This is a genomic window from Paenibacillus elgii NBRC 100335, from assembly GCF_004000865.1.
Classification (GTDB): Bacteria; Bacillota; Bacilli; order Paenibacillales; family NBRC-103111; genus Paenibacillus_G; species Paenibacillus_G elgii.
In genome coordinates this window covers 1-17593 of record NZ_BIMB01000025.1, presented here as the reverse complement: position 1 = coordinate 17593, position 17593 = coordinate 1, and the positions used below count along the sequence as shown (strand labels likewise).

Annotated in this window: 18 protein-coding genes; 13 read left to right on the top strand and 5 right to left on the bottom strand. The window is 54.9% G+C overall.

The window, feature by feature from the left end:
* Positions 1 to 81 precede the first annotated feature (81 nt).
* Both PEL01S_RS18775 and moaD read right to left on the bottom strand, forming a co-directional pair.
* Entirely contained in the window at positions 82 to 1158 is a 1077-nt protein-coding gene (locus PEL01S_RS18775) for a ThiF family adenylyltransferase (RefSeq protein ID WP_174806972.1), read from the bottom strand.
* Positions 1155 to 1871: a molybdopterin converting factor subunit 1 gene (moaD, locus tag PEL01S_RS18770; protein ID WP_127461384.1), complete on the bottom strand. Its 717-nt coding sequence runs from the start codon at positions 1869 to 1871 to the stop codon at positions 1155 to 1157. Before moaD ends, PEL01S_RS18775 begins: the two co-directional genes overlap by 4 nt.
* Positions 1872 to 2069: 198 nt before the next feature.
* On the opposite strand from moaD, the gene PEL01S_RS18765 reads away from it, so the two are divergent.
* The 13 genes from PEL01S_RS18765 (at position 2070) to PEL01S_RS18705 (ending at position 13646) form a co-directional block, all read left to right on the top strand.
* Positions 2070 to 2537: a molybdopterin-binding protein gene (locus tag PEL01S_RS18765; RefSeq protein WP_063181851.1), complete on the top strand. Its 468-nt coding sequence runs from the start codon at positions 2070 to 2072 to the stop codon at positions 2535 to 2537.
* Positions 2538 to 2598: 61 nt separating this feature from the next.
* Positions 2599 to 4041 carry a bifunctional metallophosphatase/5'-nucleotidase gene (locus tag PEL01S_RS18760; protein ID WP_063182289.1) on the top strand — a complete coding sequence of 481 codons (1443 nt, stop codon included), beginning with the start codon at positions 2599 to 2601 and terminating at the stop codon, positions 4039 to 4041.
* Positions 4042 to 4145: 104 nt separating this feature from the next.
* Positions 4146 to 4952 carry an undecaprenyl-diphosphate phosphatase gene (locus PEL01S_RS18755; protein ID WP_063181853.1) on the top strand — a complete coding sequence of 269 codons (807 nt, stop codon included), beginning with the start codon at positions 4146 to 4148 and terminating at the stop codon, positions 4950 to 4952.
* Positions 4953 to 5146: 194 nt separating this feature from the next.
* Positions 5147 to 6241, top strand: a complete 1095-nt coding sequence (locus tag PEL01S_RS18750; RefSeq protein WP_063181855.1) for an HD-GYP domain-containing protein — start codon at positions 5147 to 5149, stop codon at positions 6239 to 6241.
* 169 nt (positions 6242 to 6410) lie between these two features.
* On the top strand, positions 6411 to 6767 hold the full coding sequence (locus PEL01S_RS18745) for a winged helix-turn-helix transcriptional regulator (RefSeq protein ID WP_036681751.1): 357 nt from the start codon (positions 6411 to 6413) through the stop codon (positions 6765 to 6767).
* A gap of 110 nt (positions 6768 to 6877) precedes the next feature.
* Positions 6878 to 8014, top strand: a complete 1137-nt coding sequence (yfkAB, locus tag PEL01S_RS18740) for a radical SAM/CxCxxxxC motif protein YfkAB (protein WP_127461383.1) — start codon at positions 6878 to 6880, stop codon at positions 8012 to 8014.
* 46 nt (positions 8015 to 8060) lie between these two features.
* Complete coding sequence (locus PEL01S_RS18735; RefSeq protein ID WP_063181858.1) at positions 8061 to 9428, top strand: hemolysin family protein; 1368 nt, start codon at positions 8061 to 8063, stop codon at positions 9426 to 9428.
* A gap of 15 nt (positions 9429 to 9443) precedes the next feature.
* A complete protein-coding gene (gene ytvI, locus PEL01S_RS18730; protein WP_108534671.1) occupies positions 9444 to 10493 on the top strand; it encodes a sporulation integral membrane protein YtvI in 1050 nt (349 codons plus the stop codon).
* A gap of 58 nt (positions 10494 to 10551) precedes the next feature.
* Positions 10552 to 11436, top strand: coding sequence for a YitT family protein (locus PEL01S_RS18725; protein WP_063181862.1), 885 nt, complete (start codon positions 10552 to 10554; stop codon positions 11434 to 11436).
* Between the two features lie 244 nt (positions 11437 to 11680).
* On the top strand, positions 11681 to 11884 hold the full coding sequence (locus PEL01S_RS18720; RefSeq protein ID WP_036681760.1) for a spore coat associated protein CotJA: 204 nt from the start codon (positions 11681 to 11683) through the stop codon (positions 11882 to 11884).
* 20 nt (positions 11885 to 11904) lie between these two features.
* A complete protein-coding gene (locus PEL01S_RS18715) occupies positions 11905 to 12168 on the top strand; it encodes a spore coat protein CotJB (RefSeq protein WP_127461382.1) in 264 nt (87 codons plus the stop codon).
* 33 nt (positions 12169 to 12201) lie between these two features.
* Positions 12202 to 12771, top strand: a complete 570-nt coding sequence (locus PEL01S_RS18710) for a manganese catalase family protein (RefSeq protein ID WP_063181866.1) — start codon at positions 12202 to 12204, stop codon at positions 12769 to 12771.
* 194 nt (positions 12772 to 12965) lie between these two features.
* Entirely contained in the window at positions 12966 to 13646 is a 681-nt protein-coding gene (locus tag PEL01S_RS18705; protein WP_063181868.1) for an HAD family hydrolase, read from the top strand.
* 98 nt (positions 13647 to 13744) lie between these two features.
* Here PEL01S_RS18705 and PEL01S_RS18700 read toward each other — a convergent pair whose 3' ends face one another.
* Genes PEL01S_RS18700 through PEL01S_RS18690 form a run of 3 tightly spaced genes read right to left on the bottom strand, consistent with a single transcriptional unit; the run spans position 13745 to position 17500 of the window.
* Positions 13745 to 14914, bottom strand: coding sequence for a YheC/YheD family endospore coat-associated protein (locus tag PEL01S_RS18700; RefSeq protein WP_231884742.1), 1170 nt, complete (start codon positions 14912 to 14914; stop codon positions 13745 to 13747).
* 24 nt (positions 14915 to 14938) lie between these two features.
* Positions 14939 to 16132, bottom strand: coding sequence for a YheC/YheD family endospore coat-associated protein (locus PEL01S_RS18695; RefSeq protein WP_063181871.1), 1194 nt, complete (start codon positions 16130 to 16132; stop codon positions 14939 to 14941).
* Positions 16133 to 17500 carry a YheC/YheD family endospore coat-associated protein gene (locus PEL01S_RS18690; RefSeq protein ID WP_063181873.1) on the bottom strand — a complete coding sequence of 456 codons (1368 nt, stop codon included), beginning with the start codon at positions 17498 to 17500 and terminating at the stop codon, positions 16133 to 16135. It lies immediately after the preceding gene.
* Positions 17501 to 17593: the final 93 nt, after the last annotated feature.

Sequence of the window (17593 nt, the reverse complement as noted above, 5' to 3'; positions counted from 1 at the left end):
AACAGGAAAATGAACCCGAAGCACTCGATTTTTGTCGAATAAAAGGTAAAAATTAATTAATATTTAATCTATTTGTAACAATTACATTCCGATATAGCGGCTGTACAAGCTTTTGGCCACGGTAGGGTCTTCGGTGCCCTGTACGATCATTCGTCCGTCCGGGAAAAGCACCAGTGTCAGCGATTCGTCCAAATGAAGCTTCAGGAGAAACGGGTTTTTCTCGACCCGCCCAAGCGTCTGAAGCCGTTCCGCCCATTCTTCCAAAGAGAGCGCGGCGGGCGTAACAGGTTGGATCTGAACGGAATTCCGGCCGCATAGCGTCTGGATCGTATCTTCCTCCAGTGAAGCATCCAAGTATTCGAATTGGCGTTTCGCACAGCAAGGGCAATCCGCTTTGCGCGCTTTCGACACGTCGATCGCGGCGTATTGGTTGTACCAGAGGTCCCAATGGACCATCTTGCGGTTTAGCTGCTGATGGGCCCCTACAAGCAGTTTGAACGCTTCGGCCGCTTGGTGAGAGGCGACCGTATGAATGATCGATCCGATCACGCCGGCCGTATCGCATGTCTCCGTCGTACCCCGGGCCGGCGGTTGGTCGAACAAGCACCGCAGACAAGGCGTTTCGCCGGGAATGACGGTGTGCGAGACGCCGCGGGAGCTTACGGCGCCGCCGTAAATCCACGGAATTCCGTGTTTGACGCTGATGTCGTTTATTAAAAAGCGCACCGCAAAATTATCCGTGCCATCCAGGATAAGCTGGACGTCGGCCAGCAATTGCTCGGCATTGGCGAAGTTCAAGTCGGCTACGACCGGTTCAACGACCACGCCGGAATTCGCCGCGCCGAGCCGGGCTGCAGCCGCTTCCGCTTTGGGCGCGGAGCCGGCCGCATCGGCTTCATCGTAAAGCATCTGCCGCTGCAGATTGCTTCGCTCGACGAAGTCGCGGTCGATCAGGCGCACGAAGCCAATACCGGCACGCACCATATGATTGGCGAGCACCGTGCCGAGCGCGCCCATGCCCACGATGGCGACGCGGGCTTGCAGCAGCTTCGCTTGCCCGGCTTCGCCGATGGGGGCGAACAGCATCTGCCGCGAATACCGTTCCCGGTCCGCGACTTGTACGTTCTCCTGCTCCGTCATTCTGTCGGATACGTTCATGCTCGCGCCTCTCCTTCCTGCGGAAGACCAGCTGCCGGATTCCAGGGGCCTTGCTGATGTCCCTTCCACTCCGAGCCGTCCTCCCATATTTCCTTCTTCCAGATCGGCACGATTTGCTTCAGCCGCTCGATGGCATAGCGGCTCGCTTCATAGACGAAGTCCCGGTGCGGGGAAGATACGGCAATGACGACGCTCGTCTCACCTACCGGCACCGTGCCGAGCCGGTGCGTAATGGCGAGCCGCGTACCCGGCCAGCGCGAGGACAGCTCGTCACCGATTTGACGCATCGTTTTCAGCGCCATCGGCTCGTAGGCTTCGTATTCCAGCATCGTGGTCCTTTTGCCATGGGTAAACTCCCGGGTGGTGCCGACAAACGCCAGCGTCGCGCCATGGTCCGGATGCAGCACTTTGGCCGTCACCTCATCGGCAAGAATCGGATCGCGGGTGATGACGTAAGGCTCCGGCTCGCCGCCGGAAACCGGCGGGATGAGTGCGACTTCGTCCTGCCCGGTGATGCGGGCTGCATCGTCCGCATACTGCTGATTCACTGCGACGAACGCTTGCTTAAGCACGTCCGTTGCGGCGGGGTAGCGGGCGGCAAGCAGCGCTTTAAGCTCCTGCGGCGTCAGCCCGTCTTGTTCTATGTCCAGCTCCAGTACCGGGGAACCGAAATGCTCGGCCAATCCGGCGAAAAGTAGCAGTCTCAGCTTCATGGTTGTTCTACTCCTTCGTTCCAGCGGTCTTTTGAAGTCCGGCGAATGGGCCTCCGTGCGGCAGATTGTTGTTCCGGCCGCCGCGAAGCTCACGATTCGCCGGCTTTGCGGGCTGTTCTTTTACGTTTCAGCATACCATATTTTTAGCGAAAAATGATATAATGGTTGGTGATGTTTCAAGGGAGATGGAGGCGTAGCATGACTATAGAAATCATAGATGAGTACGTCGGCCGCGTCCGGTATACCGTAAACGAGCTGGCGGCCATCGCTCCGCGGAAGTTTCCGGTGCAGGAGCGGGTGAGCGGCGTCACGGGAAACGCGTTTGACTGGCCGGCATGGTACGAAGCTTGGATTCGAACGCAGCAGGCGGAGCCGGGACGGACCCCGACCCGTTTGGAGATCGAAGGGGCGGACGAATTTCAAGCGGGCATCCCTTGGAGCGAATTGGAGCAAGCCTTGGTGCTCTACGAGCAGGAGGACGGCAGCCCGTTGGCCAAAGGGTACCCGATCCGCTTGTACGTTCCAGGCGGAAGCAGCGAATGCCTCAATGTGAAAAGCGTCGTGCGAATCCGGATTCTCTACGCTGAAGAAGCCGCGGAAAAAGCGGCGACGTACGGGTTCAAAAATACGATAACACCGGAGCAGTTGCTCAAGCCGCGTTCTTGACGGCACGCCGCTCCGTTCATCCACTTGCTACTTGAAGGAAGGTGCCTTTGTGATCGAACGAATGAGGCTGCGCGTCCTTCATACGAACGATATTCACAGCCACTTTGAACAAATGCCCCGCATCGCCTCCGTCCTGCGGAGGCTGCGCGCGGAAGCCGGAGAAGAGCGGACGCTTACGCTCGATATCGGGGATCATGTCGACCGAATGCGCCCGGAAACCGAAGGGACGGACGGCCGGACGAACATTGCGGTGCTGAATGCATCCGGCTATGAAGCGGTCACGCTCGGCAACAACGAGGGACTGTCCTACACGGAGGACGTCCTTTCGGAGCTGTATGGCCGGCAAGCGAGCTTCGCCACCGTCATCTGCAACCTGCCTGCGACCGCAACGGGAGCGCTGCCGCCTTGGGCGGTGCCGTATCACATCGTCTGCAAAGCGGGAGTGCGCATCGGCCTGATCGGAGTCACCGCCTGCTTTCCCGAGTTTTACAACCTGCTCGGATGGGACGTGCGGGAGCCGTTCGACGTCGTGCCGCCCCTTGTCCGGCAGCTTCGTCCCCAAGTGGACGTGCTCATCGTCATGTCCCATCTCGGGCTGCGCAATGACGAGCGCATGGCGGCCGAAGTGCCGGGTATCGATCTGATTTTGGGCGGACACACGCATCACTTGCTCGAAGAACCGCTGCGCATCGGCGGGACGCTCGTCTGCGCCACGGGCAAATTCGGACAATACGTCGGAGTCATCGATCTGGAATGGGACCCCGCCGAACGGAAGCTGGTGCGGGCGGAGGCGTCCGTACAAGCGGTGGCTATCGAGCCGGAGGATGAGGAGATCCGCAGCCTGATTGGGGAATACGGCCTTCGTGCCGCCGCCGAATTGGACCGCGAGGTCGCCCGCTTGCCTGTCGAGCTGCGGTACGATTGGTATGGCGAATCGCCGCTCGGGAATTTGCTGGCCGGTGGATTGCGCCGGTGGATGGGAACCGAGATCGGCCTGGTCAACGCCGGGCAGCTGCTCGGCGGGCTGCCGCAAGGCCCGGTGTCGGCCGGCATGCTGCTTCAATTATGCCCGTCGCCGATCAATCCGTGCCGGATGAAGCTGACCGGAGCGCAGCTGCTGCGCGCGCTGGAGGAATCGCTGCTTCCCGAGTTCATGGACAAACCGCTGTACGGCTATGGCTTTCGCGGCAAGGTGCTCGGCACGCTGTGCGTAGACGGACTCATCGTTGAGTACGACCCGGAAGGGGCCGACTATGCGAAGATTCGAGCCGTGCGCGTCGGCGGACAGCCGCTGGAGGCGGAGCGGCAATATTTGGTCGGCTCCATCGACATGTTTACGTTCCGGGTCGGCTTTACGTCGCTTGGAGAAGGAACGGAGCCTGAATTTTTCCTGCCGGAATTTTTGCGCGATGTGCTGCTTCGGGAGCTTCGCGACGAAACGTCGCTTCAGAACAGCTTTTCCCGACGGTGGTGTACGCTGGGCGAATCGCGGCACACTCTTTAAGATATGCGCTTCCTTGTGTACAAACCGTAGCAAACAAGCTAAAATATAAAAAGCGATACATGATACGAAATGGATCAAACCAAGGGAGAGAGTAGGAGGAGCGCATGCACGATTGGTGGGTAGCGGTGATTATTGGCATCGTGGAAGGCTTGACGGAATTTTTGCCCGTTTCGTCCACGGGCCACATGATTTTGACGAGCACGCTGCTGGGCATTCCAGATACGGATGAATTGATCAAAACGTTCGAGATCGTCATCCAGCTCGGCGCCATACTGGCGGGGGTTGTCGTATACTGGAAGCGGATTTTGCGGCTGTTCGGCCTCAGCAAGGAAAAGCCCAGAGCGGGCAAAGGGATGAACTTGCTGCACATTATGCTGGCAATCGTGCCGACGCTGGCGATCGCTTATTTGACGAAAGGCTTTATTAAGGCCCACCTCTTCTTGCCGTCCACCGTCCTTATAGGCTTGATCCTTGGCGGCGTGCTGCTCATCGTCGGGGAGAAATTCCAGCCGAAGGTAACGGCCCACGATGTCGACGAGCTGACGTACAAGCAGGCGTTCTTCATCGGTCTATGGCAGATCATTTCGATTTGGCCGGGCTTCTCCCGTTCGGGATCGACGATTGCCGGAGGGATGCTGGCCGGGGCGAGCCGCAAGGCTGCCGCCGACTTTACGTTTATTATCGCCATCCCCGTCATGGTGGCGGCTACCGGATACGAGCTGCTAAAAAACCTTGATACGTTCTCTTCCGGAGATGTCGGATTTTTTACCATCGGCTTTATCGTGTCGTTCGTCGTAGCGCTGCTCGCAGTTGTTACGTTCATCAAGTTCGTCCAAAAGTTCAGCATGTCGTATTTTGCGTATTATCGCTTTGCCGCTGCCGCGCTGTTCTGGTTCTTCGTGCTGCGGTAGCTAGCTTCGGAATTCGACGATATTTTGCCGGAAATAGGGGATATTCTCTTGTTTCCGGCTTTTTTCGTCCAATGTTCATATAAATTTTGTCAAAACGTAAAAAAACATATTGCTCTTTTTAGTCGAATTCGATACGCTTAATCCATATCGATATTTTTCTAAATTTTTCTTTAGAAAGAAGACGTGGTTCGTTGATGCGTTTGCTTCCGCTAAGCATGGTCAAACCCGGCATGCGCCTTGGGAAAAAAATATACAACTCGGACGGGTTGACGCTGCTTGGCGAGCGGGTGGAATTGACGCAGGCGCTTATTACCCGCCTGGGCGAGCACGGCGTGGACTATGTATATATCGACGATCCCCGAACCCGAGATCTGATTGTTCACGATGTCCTTACCGAAGAGACGCGGCTCCAAGCGATTACCGAGATCCGGACCTCCTTCCGCAAAATGATGGAGGATCAGGTCAAGCGCAAATTGGTAGGTCAGCTGCAGGTAGGCAAAGCGTTTCGCGGGATGATGAGCATGATTTTGGACGACTTGAGCCAGCACAAGGATGCCATGATCATGCTGACCAATATCAGCCTTATGGATGAATATTTGTTCCAGCACTCGCTCAATGTGTGCATCTATGCGACGATGCTCGGCATGGCGCACGGCTACGACCGGGAAGAGCTGATGACGCTCGGCCTCGGGGCGCTGCTCCATGACGTGGGCAAAACCCAAATTCCGCTGGAGTTGCTGCGCAAAAAAGAAAAGCTGTCGGAAAGCGAATATGAGCGGATTAAGCATCATACGGTATTCGGCTTTCAGTTTCTGAAGGACGAGCCCAACATTCCGCTGCTCGCCGCGCACTGCGCCTTTCAGCATCACGAAAGGCTGGACGGCAGCGGGTACCCGCGCGGACTCAAGGGCTCGGAAATTCACGAATACGCCCGCTGGATCGGCTTGGTCGATTCTTACGACGCCATGACGACCCACCGCGTGTACCGCAGCGCCATGCTGCCGCATCAAGCGATGGAAATTTTGTTTGCCGGATCGGGCACCTTGTACGAGCCCCTACAGATCGCGCTGTTCCGCGATAAAATCGCCATCTATCCGATTGGAGTCACGGTCACTTTAAATACGGGCGAAACGGGAGTGGTCGTCGATTTGAATGCGAACGTGCCCCAGCGCCCGGTCGTACGTCTGCTGCTGGATGCGGAGGGACAGGAGCTGAAGGATACGCCCGAAATCGATTTGTCCAAAATGCTGTCGGTCATGATTACCGGCGTCAACCATAAACCTATATAGTGTCAAGTCGTGCAGAGGCAGCTTCCCGGAAGCTGTCTTTTTTGGCATTGGCGGCGATTTGGAGAGTTGGGACCATTGTAAGCTATTGGATTTTAATTTGAAGCATAGCTTATTTTTTAGTATAATGTTAAATTATAAACTAACTTCTCTTTCGTAAGGAGGTGATCGAGTGGACCCAATTTCAAACGAAGAGGAATGCATGGCTTCCGTGGAGGAGGCGCTCCAAATTTTCGGAGGAAAATGGTCGTTCCTGGTTCTCCGTCAACTGTTCAAAGGTCCGCAGCGGTTCAATCAATTGCGTCGCAATCTGGACCATATCAGCACCAAATCATTAACCGATATTTTGCGTCATCTGGAGGAGCATGAGATTATCCGACGTCAAGTGTTTCCTACGGTACCGGTAACCGTCGAATATTCCTTAACGGATAAAGGCAAAGACTTTCAAACCATACTTGTGGAAATGGGAAATTGGGCAAGAAAATGGGGAAAGCCGCGCGGCATCGACCTTTCCGAACAGCGGGAGTAAGGGTGCGGCGCGACAGGACGTCGGTTTTCTTTTCAATCGTATTACGATACAATGGGTAATATATTATTGTTAGATTTTACTTTTTAAAGAAGTCAGGTGTGAAAAACAACATGTCCGATCGCTTAATCGTCAACGATTTGCCCGTATTGCCCCAGATAACGCCCGAATACGATCCGTGGGACCCGCTTCGCTCTTTGCAAACGCATGGCGAACACCGGTTGACGAGCGTTGAGCTGACCGTGACGAATTTATGCAACATGCGCTGCGAGCATTGCGCCGTCGGCGAGTCGCTCTTGGTATCGGAAGGGCCGCGCATCCCGCTGAATGTCATCTTGAAGCGGCTGGACGAAGTCGAGGGATTGGAGACGATCAGCATCACCGGCGGGGAGCCGAGCTATCACGAGCAAACGGTGCGCGAATATATCGTTCCCCTGCTGCGTTACGCCAGAGAGCGGGGAGTTCGTTCGCAGATCAATTCCAACGTGACGCTGGACCTTTCACGGTACGAAGCGATGGCTCCTTATCTCGACGTCATGCATATTTCGTTCAACTATTTGAACGCCGACGATTTCTACGAAGTCGGGTTCGTCCGGACAGACCGAAGAGTATCCGCCACAACGGCGGCTAAGTTATATGAACGGATGGTCGAGAATGCGAAAGCGCTCGCTAGCGGCGGGATGTTCGTTTCGGCGGAATCGATGATCAATTACCGGACGCACGGGAAGCTGAGCGGAATCCATAAGCTGATTCGAGAAATGGGCTGCCGCCGCCACGAGGTGCACCCGATGTATCCAAGCGCTTTTGCCTCCAATTTGCCGGTGTTGACGCTGGATCAGACGCGGGCCGCGATTCATCGGCTGCTCGACGACCGCGACCGTGATCTGTGGATGCTGTTCGGCACGCTGCCCTTTTATGCTTGCAGCCCGCTGGAGGAGGACCGGGAGATGGTAACCCGTCTACGCCGTGAGCCGAACGTGACCGTGCGCAACGACCCGGACGGGCGTAACCGCCTCAACGTAAACCTGTTCACGGGCGACGTTTTCGTCACCGACTTTGCGGATGTGCCGGCGCTCGGCAACATTCATGCGGACCGGCTCGATCAAGTATTCGCGCGCTGGAAAGATCATCGCCTAAGCAAGACCGTAAACTGCCATTGTCCGGCGGCTAACTGCTGCGGACCGAATCTTCTGGTCGTCGATACATATTATAAAGACATCGATTTCGGCCAGCGGAAAGCGCTTGTGTAATTGAGCCATTATTTTATTTTACTTTTGCAAAGGAGACTGATCCTTCTTGGAAAGTCACAGTACAGGGTTCGATTTCGGATTAATTGCGTTTAATCTATTACTGGTCGTGTTTTTGGTGCTGCTGAACGGTTTTTTTGTCGCAGCGGAGTTTGCATTGGTGAAAGTCCGGGCTACGCGCCTTCAGCAGCTGGAGAGCGAGGGTAACCCGAAAGCCAAGTATGCGCTCGCCGTAACCAAAAAGCTGGACGCTTACCTGTCCTCCACGCAGCTCGGCATTACGCTGGCTTCGCTGGGCTTGGGCTGGGTAGGAGAACCGGCCGTCTCGCATCTGATCGTTGAACCGGCTCTGGCGGCTCTCGGACTCGGGGGAGCCTGGTATGCCGATGCCCTGTCGTTCGCGATCGGATTCGCCGTGATCACCTTCATGCATATCGTACTCGGCGAGCTTGCGCCCAAATCCATGGCTATTCAGAAATCGGAAGCAACCTCTCTATGGCTGTCGGCTCCTTTAATGCTGTTTTACAAAATCTTTTATCCGGCGATCTGGCTGCTGAACGGCGCCGCGAACAAGCTCTTGAAGATGGTGGGGATACAGCCCGCTACCGAGCAAGAAGCGCATACGGAAGAAGAAATTCGGATTTTGATGGACCAGAGCGCCCGCAGCGGTCACATCGACAAAGACGAGCTGGCGCTGTTCGATAATATATTTGAGTTCTCCGATCGGGTCGCGAGGGAAATTATGCTGCCGCGGACCGATATGGACTGTTTGTTTACCGAGCTCAGCTATGAGGAAAACTTAAAAATCGTTTACGAAACGAAGCATACGCGCTACCCGGTGGCTACGGACGATAAAGACGAAATCATCGGATTTGTCCATATGTCGGACCTGCTCACGTGCGATCCGGACAAGAAGCACGATATCAAAGATTTCTTGCGTCCGGTGCTCATGGTGCCCGAATCGATGGAAATCAGCCACGTGCTGCGGCTTATGCAGAAGAAGCGCTCCCAGCTCGCCGTCGTGATCGACGAATACGGCGGAACGGCCGGGCTGATTACCACCGAAGACATTCTGGAGGAAATCGTCGGCGAGATTCATGATGAGTTCGACGAAACGGAGCGGGCCGAGGTGGAGAAGAGCGGGGACGCTTACTCCGTTGACGGGCGCGTGCTGCTGGAGGATCTCGATGATATGCTTGGCCTCGGGATCGAGGACGACGAGGTGGATTCGATCGGAGGCTGGCTGTTCAAGCAACTGGAAGGCTCGGTCTCCAAAGGCAGACGGCTGGAGCAGAACGGCTTCTTGTTCGAAATTACGGAGGTTGAGCGATTGCGTATTTTGCGTGTAAAAATTCAACCCGTTCAGAAACAGCCCGTTTCGGGTCCGCTAGCCGGTCAAAACCATCCCGACGAATAAGGGGGTACCCGTTCGATGTCGCTTAGAACGATCGTATTTTGCGTGCTCGGCACCGTGCTTTTGTACGGAATGTTCACCATCGGCTTCCCGTTTTTGCTCGCCATGTTGATTGCCCTCTTGCTCGAACCGATCGTTCTGCTGCTGACACGCATGTTCCGCGGCGGACGCGTGACGGTTTCCGCCGTTGTCTGTACTCTTTTTACCGGCTCGCTGCTCGGCTTCGTCTATCTGATCGGCTTCAAAATCGTCACGGAGCTCATTCAATTCTGGAAGAACGCTTCCGTCTATTTGAGCGACGCCAAGCTGTTAATTGAGGATTCGTCGGCAAGAAATAAATTGTTCTATAAGCTGCTGCCGTACGACGTTGCGGAGCAGGTGCAGCGCTACGTGGAAACGGGAGCCGGAATGCTTACGGACAATTTAAAAAGCATCGTGGCTGCCATTTCCGGCTATTTTCTCGACGTAGCCAAAACAATTCCGAATGGGTTCGTGTTTTTTTTCGTATTCGTGATCGGCCTTTACCTGATTTCGTTCAGCTTGCCGCAGCTGCATCAATCGTTTTTGAACCTGTTCGAGAAGCAGTCAAGGCCCAAGGTGGCCGCGGTGCTGAGCGATCTGCGCCGTGCTATTCTGGGCTTCCTGTTCGCGCAGGTACTGATCAGTCTGCTAACGTATGTGGTGACGCTGGTCGGTTTGCTCATTCTGAAAGTCGATTATCCGCTTGCCGTCGCCCTGCTGATCGTGCTGGTAGATATTTTGCCGGTGTTTGGCACAAGCGCCGTACTTATTCCGTGGGCAGGGTACAGCATGCTCGCTGGGGACATGCGGCTCGGAATCGGACTGATCGTCCTGCTGCTCGTCATCATGGTGTTCCGCCGTCTGATCGAACCGAAAATTATCGGCGACGCTGTCGGGATCAATGCTTTAGCGGCGTTGGTCAGCATGTATGTGGGCTTTCAGCTTGCCGGAGTGATCGGCCTTATTCTGGGGCCGGTGCTAATTATCGTTTATCAGGCGCTTCGCCGGGTCGGTTTGCTTAAAATCAACATCAAATTGGAACAGTAACTATAACAAAAAATCTTGTCGTTCATACGGTCTTACGGCAATCTAAGGGGGAGAAGCAATGCAGGCAGGTCTAGAAAAAGCCAAGCAGCATTCCAAATTATCGTTGCCCAAACTGGTGAAACGCGCCGTCATTATTTTGTTGGGGGCGGCGCTCGTCTCGGTCGGACTGGAAAACTTTTTGGTGCCCAACAACATCATTGACGGGGGAATCGTGGGCATCTCGATTATTACCTCGCATTTGTCGGGTATTCCAATCGGCGTATTTCTCTTATTATTCAATCTTCCGTTCCTGTTTATCGGGTATAAGCAAATCGGTAAAACGTTCGCGTTATCTACCTTATTTGCAGTTTCCCTGATGTCCGTCGGCACATGGCTGCTTCATCCGGTGCCTCCGCTGACGACCGATCCGCTGCTTGCGGCCGTGTTCGGGGGGATTATTCTCGGCATCGGCGTCGGTATGGTTATCCGTTCGGGCGGCTCGCTCGACGGCACGGAAATTATGGCGATTCTTTTCAGCAAGAAAACGCCGTTCTCGGTCGGCGAAGTGGTCATGTTTTTTAACCTGTTCATCCTGAGCAGCGCTGGCTTTGTGTTCGGATGGGATCATGCGATGTATTCGCTTATCGCCTATTACATAGCCTTCAAGCTCATCGATATTACGATCGAAGGCTTCGACGAATCCAAATCCGTCTGGATTATCAGCGAAAACAGCCGCGAGCTCGGGGACGCCATTATGAACCGTTTGGGCCGCGGCGTTACGTATTTGCAAGGGGAAGGCGGATTTACCGGCGGTAACAAGCTGGTCATCTTCTGTGTCATCAACCGGCTGGAGGAAGCGAAGCTGAAGTCGATCGTCGAGGAGCTCGATCAATCCGCATTTCTTGCAGTTGGCAATATCCACGACGTGAAGGGCGGACGCTTTAAGAAAAAAGATATTCACTAACGAAAAAACCGTCACGGTCATTCGTTCCAAGGCAGGGAGCGCATTATGCGCGCCTGTCTGGAGCAAGGACTGCGGACGGTTTTTTTTGGAGACGGTTATTTTGGGAGCGCTTTCTTTGACAATGCACTTCAACTCCTTTTTTCCTTCTGCAGGGGGCAGATGAAGTTGTTGTCATTTCATACGCATAATGGACGAGCGGGAATGTATAAATATTGGTAGATTGCTAAAGGAGGCATTTCCGACCATGGATCTTGAGAAAGAATGGTATCCGTATGTCAGCCCCTTCGACCCTTGTCCGCCGATTACGGTCAAGACCTATGTTATTCCGCCAAATCTGTATATTCAGTTTCAACCCCCAGGGCTTCCTCAATATCCCCCGCTTCAGGCGCTCCGGTGCGGTACGCTCTGGCCTGTGCTGTATAGCCCATACGAATCCAAACATTGCTGAAAGAACAGGAGGTGAACGGCATGACACAACCGCTGCCCCCTCATTTCTACACGCTGCTGGAGGAGCTGCAAGCGATCGATTTCGTGCTGGTAGAGCTCACACTTTATTTGGATACGCACCCCGAGGACGCCCAGGCGTTGGAGCAGTTTAACCAATGTGTGCAGCAGCGCCAGCATCTGGCTCAACGGTACGAGTCCGAATTCGGTCCGCTTCTGCAGTTTGGTCGCAGCTATTCGGGATATCCATGGCAATGGGTGGAGCCGCCATGGCCGTGGCAGGTCTGATTCAAAGCCGAACCAGGAGAGGAGACTTGAGCGATGTGGATCTATGAGAAAAAGCTGCAGTATCCGGTCAGGGTCAGCAAGTGCGACCCGCACATGGCAAAGCTGCTGATCGAGCAGTACGGCGGTGCGGACGGCGAGCTGGCGGCGGCGCTGCGGTATTTGAATCAGCGGTACACGATACCGGATAAAGTGATCGGGCTCCTGACAGACATCGGGACGGAGGAACTCGCTCATCTGGAAATGATCGCCACGATGGTTTACAAGCTGACCAAAGACGCCACGACGGAACAGTTGAAGGCCGCGGGACTAGATCAGCATTACGTGAATCACGACAAAGCGCTGCATTACAACAACGCGGCGGGCGTGCCGTGGACGGCGACCTATATTCAGGCCAAAGGCGATCCGATCGCCGATCTGTACGAAGATATCGCTGCGGAGGAAAAAGCGCGCGCCACCTACCAGTGGCTGATCAACATGACGGACGATACGGATTTGCAGGACAGCCTGAAATTTTTGCGCGAGCGCGAAGTCATTCATTCGCTCCGTTTCCGCGAGGCGGTGGAGATTTTGAAGTCGGAGCAGGGGGCAAAAAAGGTGTTTTAAAGGAGAAGGCGTACGGAGCGAGCAGGCAAAATCATTCCGTACGCCATTGTTTATTTTTGGCGGTGCGCGGCATTTCCAAAAGGCTACAGAACTAACATTCACTTTGTACTGTGAGGACATCGTTTGACAATCTGTGACAATCATGGTTCTATAAGACGTGATATGTTTATGCGGATGTCAGGAGGAGAAAGGGAATGCCGATCAACAAGACAACACCGGAAGCGATGATCTTCGATTTGGACGGGACGCTGTTTCAGACGGAAACGCTGCTGCTGCCGGCTTACCATGCTACATTCGAACAGCTGCGTGCGGAAGGGCTGTTTCAAGGGGAAACGCCGGATGAGAAATATATGTTGAGCGGGCTTGGCATGCTGCTGGAGCATATATGGCAGCTGGTGATACCGGATGCCGATGTGAAAGTTCACCGACGTGCGGACGAGCTGTTGCTTCAACTGCAAGTGGAGGGGATGGCGCGCGGCGAAGGCAAGCTGTATGACGGCGTTGCCGAGACGCTGCGGGAGCTGCGCCGGAGAGGCGTGCGGCTGTTCATTGCCAGCAACGGTCTGGAGGCTTATGTCAAAGGAGTTATCCGTCACCAAGGGCTGGAGCCGTTTTTTGAAGCCGGAGGCTTGTACAGCGCAGGGGAATATGCGACACGCTCCAAGGTGGATCTCGTGCGGCAGCTGCTGGACAAGCACGGCATCGAAAACGCTTGGATGGTCGGCGACCGTTCCTCGGACGTCGAGGCGGGACATGCGAACGGACTGTTCGTGGTCGGCTGCGATTATGCAGGCTTCCGCAAAGAGGGAGAGCTGGATCAAGCCGACGTCCGCATCGCGGATTTTCGTGACCTTCCGGCATTGCTCGACGCATAAAAGAACAGAAAGCTTTTGATCTGATGGCTATGACAGGCACAAAAACATCGATGACGCATCGGTGTTTTTTTATGGACAAAAAAGAAAAGACCGCTGCTTCAAACAGACCGGTCTCGGTGAGATTCACTTTGTTGGGATGGCGGTACACGGTCCAAAAGATGGGTATCGGTATTGGGCGCCGCTTTCTTTTGGAGCAGATGGAGAGCAAATTCGATGGGCCGGCGAATTGCATTGCGGTAGGTTTGCAGATCTCCGGTTAGCCGGAATACGTCGCGCGAAGGCTTCGGATTGACTTCCAGCAGCCAAACATGCCCCGACGGATCGACCGCCAGATCGATGCCGGCTTCGCAAAACGTGCCGAACTTGGCTTCGAGATGCTGCGCGACATGGAGCCCAAGGGTATAAGCCGCTTCCTTGATGCTGGTTACTTTCTCTTCTGTCCCGAAACGGTTTTTGAGCAGCGTTTCCATCGAGATCGCGGTTCCGCCGCCGTGCAGATTGGAGGTGACGGAAAACGGCGGTCCGATACGGCCGGCGCATCCGGTTACCTGCCATTTTCCTTGGCCGTCTTTTTGCACCAGCATACGGAAGTCGTGCACCCGGCCGTCCTTCAGCTCGAGGGGAATACCCTGCTGCACGATGTATTTGCTTTGTAGCCCCCAGCCGGCAAGCCGCACCGGAATGTGTGCGGCAGTTACCTTGACCGCCGGCAAAATGCGGCGCTCCGCATCCCTCCCCTGCATGAGATAGCCACGGCCCCCCCGCAGCCGCTGCAAGCGGACAATACCGCGCCCGCCGGTGCCGCTTTTCGGTTTCATATACACGATCGGGTGCTTCTTCAGAAACTGTTCCAGCTGCTTCCGGTTCCTGTAATGAACTGTGGAAGGCAGATGCGGAGCAATGCTTTCATTTTCCGAGAGCAGGCGGTGAATGGTCCATTTGTTGGCAAGCGGCCGGCTCAGGTAGCGGAGCTTGGTATATTTTTGCCGGAAGCGCGTGATTTTGCGGAAATTGTCCGCCCCGTGATACCGGCACCGGTCATAGACGATCGGCGGGAAACCGACCCACTTGCGGGTCCATGAGCGTTTTGCTTGGTTATAGGAAAGCGCATAAATCCGCGATCGGTTGTCATCTACATCATCCGGGGTAAATATAAATACGTCCACCCCGAGTTTTTGTCCGTAAATGCTCAGTTTGCGGTAAAACGAAAGCTCTTCCAGCTTCCGTCCAGGCATATACATAGCCAGCACGCCAAGTTGGGTACTCAAGTGCCGCTCACCTGCCTATCTTTCTTAATTATCGTGTTCGGCGTTCGTTTGAGCCAGAAGGGGGAAGGTCTCCGGTTTTTTGAGAGGGCGCTTCGGTTTGCGCTTGGCCAAATAGATGGAGTACAGGATCAGATTCTCGAGCGATTTTTTGCGGATCGGCGGCTCGTCGAATTTCATCGGCTTGGAGTTTGCCTCGAAAAACCAAATGTGCCCTTCTTGATCGACGCCGAGGTCCATGGACATTTCGCCTAACATATGGCCGCTGGACTTCTCGATCTGCTTCGCGATGGTGAGCGCCGCTTTTTTGGCGCGGGCGATGATGCGCTTGCTGCCGAGCCCGCCGAAGGAATAGGCAAGCAGCTTGGCGGGATCGTCAATCGAGCCGCCCCGTGGAACGTGGGTCGTGATGCTGAGCTTTCCGGCCAATCTGGCGCCGACCCCCGCGACGCTCCATTGGCCTTTGCCGTTCTTTTGCACGAGCACTCGCAGATCGAACGGACGCTGCTTATAGCTGGAGAGGGGAATTCCCTGTTGGATGATATAGTCCTTGCCTTCGACCAGCTCCTGTACTTCCGACCACAGACGGGAGACGCTCGGGTAACGGGAAATATGGCTTTTTGTCTTTTCCTGAATGCTGAGCTCGAATATTTTGGACTTCGTATCGAGAAGGCTGCGGCTTACTTTCATGATGCCTTTGCCGGCTTTGCCGCGAATCGGCTTGAGATACAGAAATGGATATTGGGCAAGCAGCTTATCGAGCTCCTCACCGGAGGAGAGCCGTCTCGTAGCGGGAATGTAGCTCTTTGTCTTCTTGGTATGATTGAGCCATTCGAACAAGGTCCATTTATTAAAGAAGGACGGGTTGAAGAAGCGGATTCTTCTCTGCCGCATGCAGGTTTGAATCACCTGCTGCACCTCGGGGAGCAGCTCGAATTTACGGTAAGGAATGCGGTTATATATGACGTGGGGGGCGGGCAACACCCCTCTTTTCCACGTTTTATCGGCCTCGTTGTAGGTGTATCCGACAGCTTTGTTTCCGGACAGCTTGAAATCGGCCGTCGTCATGACGTAGACGAGAACGCCGCGCTCTGCACCGGCTCGAATCAGGTCGATAAAATTTTCTTGATTCCCGCGAAAAATTCGCGTTTCATCCGAGTGAGTAAGAATGGCCAGCGTCGGTTTTTCACGCTTGGATGGTACTTTGGCGTTGGTGACCACTCAGGAATCCCTCCTTGACCGAAATCGGCTCAAGTAGAGGCAGTAGTCGTAGATGTTTTGCAGCGAGGCTCTTCCTTGTTCCTTCAGCGCCGGATGCTTGAAAATGGACCGCCCCGGCTTGGAGTTCGCCTCAAACATCCAGAGGCGTTCGTTCTGGTCGATCCCGATATCGAAGCCGAGCTCGCCTAAGGTATGCCGGTAATTCCGCTCGATGTCCTCCGCCAGCTTGATGGCGGTTTCTTTGGCATTCGACAGCACCGCATCCGCCCGGTTGCCGAAAATTTGCCGGAGCACTTGTTCGGGCGTCATGAGCTGCCCGCCGTTGCGCACATGGGTCGTGACGCTGCCTTTGCCCGCTTTCTTGGCCCCGATGGCGGCAACGACCCATTGGTTGCTGCTGTTCTTGGTCATGTGAAAGCGGAAATCGATCGGACAGCTGTCGAGTTCGATCAGACGAATCCCCTGCTGGGCAACGTAGTTGTTCAGTTTTCCGCTCTGCCGGTTCAGCAGCGCCATGAGAGCCTCGAACCGGCTGAACCGGAGCAGCACATTGCGCCCTCCTTGCCGGAAACGGACATAGTAGCCGCGTTTCGGATTGTACGTCAGGCGGAAAATGCCGATGCCGAGGCTGCCGGCGGTCGGTTTCAAATAGATGAATTTATGCTTTTCCAGCATTTCCTTAATTTGTGGAGGGGTGGGGTTGATCCGGGACTCGGGAACGTAACGGGAAGCTTCGGTGCCTTCCAGCAAATTGTACACATCCCATTTGTCGAAAAAAGTCCAGTTGAACAGCGGAATTCCTCTACGAATAAACCGCTGCTTGAAAGCGTTCATCGATTCGAGCCGCTCCGCCTTCCTGCTGGGCAGCCGGTTGTAGACGACATCGGGCAGCGGCATCGTCTTGCGCACCCAGCCGCCTTCGCCGCGCGGGAGAATGGCGGTGACGGTCGCTTGCGACCAATTGACGCTTTGGGGGGAAAAGCCGTAGTAGAATGCTTTGTCGGAACCGGCGCGCATAAATTGCCGGATAAATTCCGTCCGATTGCCGAACGGAGCGCTGTTCCCTCCCGTAACGCTGGTCAAGACCCCGATCAGCGGGCCGATGCGGATGTCTTTGCCGTTGCTGCACGTGATCATGCTGGTGCCGGTCCGGGGAATGCGAAGCTGCGCGTAAAGAAATGACGGCAAATACAGATGGTTGCCGCTCTTTTTCAGCAGCTTCAATCCTGCATATACGCTTTTGCCGCCGAGGTGCAGATGTATGTTTCGTGTTTTGGATACTTTAAGCGCCCGCGCCAATTCGCCGGAGAGGTAGACGACCCGCTCCTGACGCTGGGTGACATGAATCGTGCAAGTTGTCAAGCTCATGTTGAACCTCCTAAGAGTTTTGCCGCAGGCAAAACTTTCTCCGAAAGCGTGGGCTGAGTTTTGCCGCAGGCAAAACTTTCTCCGAAAGCGTGG